General features: G+C 65.4%; 5 protein-coding genes. All 5 read right to left on the reverse strand.

Going from position 1 to position 4,098, the window contains the following annotated elements; genetic code table 11:
• A partial coding sequence (locus AC1D1P_RS16315) for a radical SAM protein (RefSeq protein ID WP_477673688.1) occupies nt 1-520 on the reverse strand: 520 nt, incomplete at its 3' end.
• A 63-nt stretch (nt 521-583) separates the two neighbouring features.
• Nucleotides 584-1,813, reverse strand: a complete 1,230-nt coding sequence (gene bioF / locus AC1D1P_RS16320; RefSeq protein ID WP_477669795.1) for an 8-amino-7-oxononanoate synthase — start codon at nt 1,811-1,813, stop codon at nt 584-586.
• Complete coding sequence (gene bioD / locus AC1D1P_RS16325) at nt 1,804-2,496, reverse strand: dethiobiotin synthase (protein WP_477669794.1); 693 nt, start codon at nt 2,494-2,496, stop codon at nt 1,804-1,806. The genes bioF and bioD overlap by 10 nt, the downstream gene beginning before the upstream one ends.
• Nucleotides 2,489-3,823, reverse strand: a complete 1,335-nt coding sequence (gene bioA / locus AC1D1P_RS16330; protein ID WP_477669793.1) for an adenosylmethionine--8-amino-7-oxononanoate transaminase — start codon at nt 3,821-3,823, stop codon at nt 2,489-2,491. The genes bioD and bioA overlap by 8 nt, the downstream gene beginning before the upstream one ends.
• Before the next feature lie 80 nt (nt 3,824-3,903).
• Nucleotides 3,904-4,098 (reverse strand): aspartate 1-decarboxylase (locus AC1D1P_RS16335; protein WP_477673689.1); only part of this gene is annotated, 195 nt, incomplete at its 5' end.

A 4,098-nucleotide genomic window follows, 5' to 3' on the forward strand; every position in this document is an offset into this window, starting at 1 on the left:
GGTTGTAGTAGTCCAGGCCCGCGCTTTGCAGTGTTTGCGCGTGGCCGTCTTCCAGCATGCCCAGCGTGGCGCAGGTCTCCAGGCCCAGCGCTTTCACGGTGCGCACCAGCTCGGCGACTTTTTCAATGTCGCGGTCTTTGGGYGAGCGCCACGCGGCGCCCATGCAAAAACGTGTGGCGCCCGCGGCCTGCGCACGTTGGGCGGCGGCCAGCACCTCGGCCGGCTCCATCAGCTTGCTGGCTTCCACGCCGGTGTCGTAGCGCGCGGCCTGCGGGCAGTAGCCGCAGTCTTCGGCGCAGCCGCCGGTTTTCACGGACAGCAGCGTGGCGAATTCGATGTGCGTGGGGTCGAAGTTTTCGCGGTGCACCGTTTGGGCGCGGTGCATCAGTTCCGGAAAAGGCAGATTGAACAGCGCTTCGATGGCGTCTACGCTCCAGCGTTCGGCGCCGGCCTTTTCAGCTGGCGATGGCTGAGGGCGCGGGCGGTGGAGCGTGATGGTTTGTTCTGCAACGTGGGACATGGTTCTCTTTCCTTTCGGGGAATGGTTTTTGAGTCTATCTGATGCGTTTTTCTGAAGCCTGCTTCAGCCTGGCAGCGGATGCTTTGCCAGGGCCGTCAGGGCTTCGACCAGCAGGTCGATATCGGCTTCGGTGTGCGCGGCCGACAGCGCAATGCGAAGGCGTGCCGTGCCTTCGGGCACGGTAGGCGGGCGAATCGCCGGCACCCAGATGCCGCGTGCGCGCAGGCCCTCCATCACGGCCAGGGCTTCGTCGTTGCGGCCGATCAGCAGCGGCTGGATGGCCGTCTGCGAGGGCGGCAGTTGCCAGTGGCTGCCTTTCAGGCCCGCCAGCAAGCCGCTGCGCAACCGCACAATGAGTTGCTGCAAATGCGTGCGGCGCCAGTCATCCTGTTCAATCAGCGCAAGGCTGGCACGCAGCGCGCTGGCCAGCAGCGCCGGCGCGGCAGTCGCAAAAATATAACTTCGGGTTTTTTGCAGCAGCCATTCAACCAGGGCCTCGTCGCCCGCCACAAACGCGCCCGCCACACCAGCCGCCTTGCCCAGCGTGGCCATGTAGAGCACGCGGCGCGAGGCCTTGGCGCCATACAACCCCGCGGCGGCCAGGCTGCCGCGCCCTTGCGGGCCCAGCACGCCAAAGCCATGTGCATCGTCCAGCAGCAGCAGGGCGTCATGGCGCTCACACAGCACCAGCAGGGCGGGAATGTCGGCGCTATCTCCGTCCATGCTGAACACCGCGTCGCTGATCACCAGCTTGCGCGGCGCGTCGCTTTGCGCAAGTTCGCGATCCAGCGCGTCCAGGTCGGTGTGTGCGTAGCGGTGGATTTTTGCGCGCGACAGCCTTGCGCCGTCAATCAGGCAGGCGTGATTCAGCGCATCCGAAAAGATCGCGTCGCTTGCGCCCACCAGCGCCGGCACGATGCCGATGTTGGTGGCGTAGCCCGCGTAAAAATACAACGCGCGCGGCAGGCCGACGAAGGCCGCGAGTTCGCGTTCCAGCGCCTCGTTGGCGGCGCTGTGGCCGCTGACCAGTGGCGACGCGCCCGACCCGACACCGTAGGCTTGTGCGCCGGTGCAAGCCGCCTGCACCAGGGCCGGGTGTGTGGCCAGACCCAGGTAGTCGTTGCTGCAAAAGGCCAGCATGCTTTGCCCGTCAATCGAGAGGTGTGCGCCGCTTTCAGGCATGACGACGCGGCGCTGGCGGCGCAGGTGGGCGCGGTCGAGTTCAGCCACACGTGCCGGAAATTCGTCGAGCCAGGAGGCGGAAGACAAGGTGGTAGTGATGTTTATTGCCATTCGTCGGGAAGGTTGATGGCGACTGTGCGCGCGTCTATGCCGGGCTGCCAGCCGATGGTGGCCAGCAGGGGCGCCTGCAATTGCCGCTGTAAAAAAGCAATGTTGTCATCCTGCGCCAGCATGGCGGGATCAATGTGGTTGGCCACCCAGCCGGCCAGCGTAAGGCAGCGTGCGCGTATGGCATCCGCAGTGAGCAGTGCGTGGTTCAGGCATCCCAGCCGCAATCCCACCACCAGCACCACGGGCAGGCCCAGTGCTTCGGCCAGGTCTGCACCGGTTTCGGTCGGCGAGAGCGGCACATGAAAACCTCCCGCACCCTCCACCACCACGGCGTCGGCCAATTGTGCGAGCCGGCGGTGGCAGCCCGCCAGGTGGGCAATGTCAATGTGTGCACCGACGCGCGCCGCGGCGATGTGCGGTGACATCGGGTCGGCCAGCAGAACCGGGTTGTCGAGTTCGGGCGGTACGCGGCAGGTGGAGGCGGCGCGCAGGGCCAGCACGTCTTCATTGGCGTCGACACCGTCAATCTGCATCGTACCTGCCGCCACGGGTTTCATGCCCACCACACGCAGATGCCGGCGGGCCAGCGCATGCAACAGTGCAGTGCTGGCCAGCGTTTTGCCTACGCCGGTGTCGGTGCCGGTCACAAACATCGAAACCGTCCTGTGCGCCGCTTCAGCCATGGGCACCCTCTTCTTCGGCGAGGGTCGCATCAAGCGCTGCCAGGGCGCCGCGCGCCAGGTGATCCATCGCCTCTTCGTCCATCACATACGGAGGCATGGCGTAGACCGTGTGGCCGATTGGGCGCAGCAAGACACCGTTGGCCATGGCGTGCTGCGTGTAGCGGCGTGCGAAGTGGGGCGCCGTCGTGGGCTCGATGTCCCAAGCCCAGATCATGCCCAGCCTGCGCGCGTTCCGTACAGCAGAGTGCTGAGTCAGCGGTGTGAAGGCCAGGTCCAGGGTGTTGGCCAGGACTGCGTTGTCTGCCAGTACATCGGTTTGCCCGAACAGCTCCAGCGTGGCCAGCGCGGCGCGGCAGGCCAGCGGGTTGCCGGTGTAGGAATGCGAATGCAAAAAGCCGCGCGCCACGTCGTCGTCGTAAAACGCTTCGTAGACGGTATCGGTGGTCAGCACGGCCGACAGTGGTAGCGTGCCGCCCGTGAGGCCTTTCGATAGACAGATGAAGTCAGGCCGTATGCCTGCGTGCTGATGCGCGAACATGGTGCCGGTGCGGCCAAATCCGGTGGCAATTTCATCGGCAATCAAATGCACTTCATAGCGGTCGCACAGTGCGCGCGCTTCGCGCAGGTAGGCGGCATCGTGCATGGCCATGCCGGCCGCGCATTGCACCATGGGCTCCAGGATGAGCGCGGCGGTTTGTGCATGATGCTGCTCCAGCCAGCTTTGCAGGTCTGCGGCTGCGTGACGTGCTACGTCTGCAGCGCTTTCACTGGGCTGCGCGCCGCGTGCGTCGGGGCTGGGCACGGTGGCTGCCAGCCGCACCAGCGGCGCATAGGCTTCACGAAAAATGGCAATGTCCGTCACGGCCAGTGCGCCCACGGTTTCGCCGTGGTAACCGCCTGCCAGCCCGATGAAGCGGCACTTTTCAGGCTTTCCGGTGTTGCGCCAGTAATGCGCACTCATCTTCAGCGCGATCTCTGTGGCGCTGGCGCCGTCGCTGCCGTAAAAAGCATGGCCCAGCCCGGTCAATGCGCCCAGCCGCTCAGACAGCTCCACCACCGGCTGGTGCGTGAAACCGGCCAGCATGACGTGGTCAAGCCGGTCCAGCTGGTCGCGCAGCGCCGCCTTGATGTGCGGATGGCCGTGGCCGAACAGGTTGACCCACCAGGAACTGATGCCGTCCAGGTAGCGCCGGCCTTCAAAGTCGTACAGCCAGACCCCTTCGGCCCTGGCGATGGGTACCGGGGGATGCGACTCGTGCAGCTTCATCTGCGTGCAGGGGTGCCACACATGGCGCAGGCTGCGCTGGATCATTGAGAGGTTGTCCATGAAGACCCGTGGTGAAGAGTGGAGGGCGAAAGCTCAGGCGTGCGCTGCAAGCCGGTGCTAAAGCGCGAGTCGGGTGCGGGTCAGGGCTTCTGGACCGGAATGGTCGAGCGCTCCTCCTTGATGCGGTTGTCCGGATTGACGAACACCAGCTTGGGGCTGAAGCCCGCGACATGCTCTTCATGCACCTGCGCAAACGCCGCAATGATGACCAGGTCGCCCACGGCAGCCCGCCGCGCGGCGGAACCATTGACCGAGATGATGCGGCTGCCGCGCTC

Source organism: Polaromonas sp. P1_E1_2 (genome assembly GCF_056406035.1).

Excerpts from the sequence above, each read along its gene's own strand:
- bioF (WP_477669795.1), bottom strand. The coding sequence starts at position 1,813 with ATGGCAATAAACATCACTACCACCTTGTCTTCCGCCTCCTGGCTCGAC.
- bioD (WP_477669794.1), bottom strand. The coding sequence starts at position 2,496 with ATGGCTGAAGCGGCGCACAGGACGGTTTCGATGTTTGTGACCGGCACC.
- bioA (WP_477669793.1), bottom strand. The coding sequence starts at position 3,823 with ATGGACAACCTCTCAATGATCCAGCGCAGCCTGCGCCATGTGTGGCAC.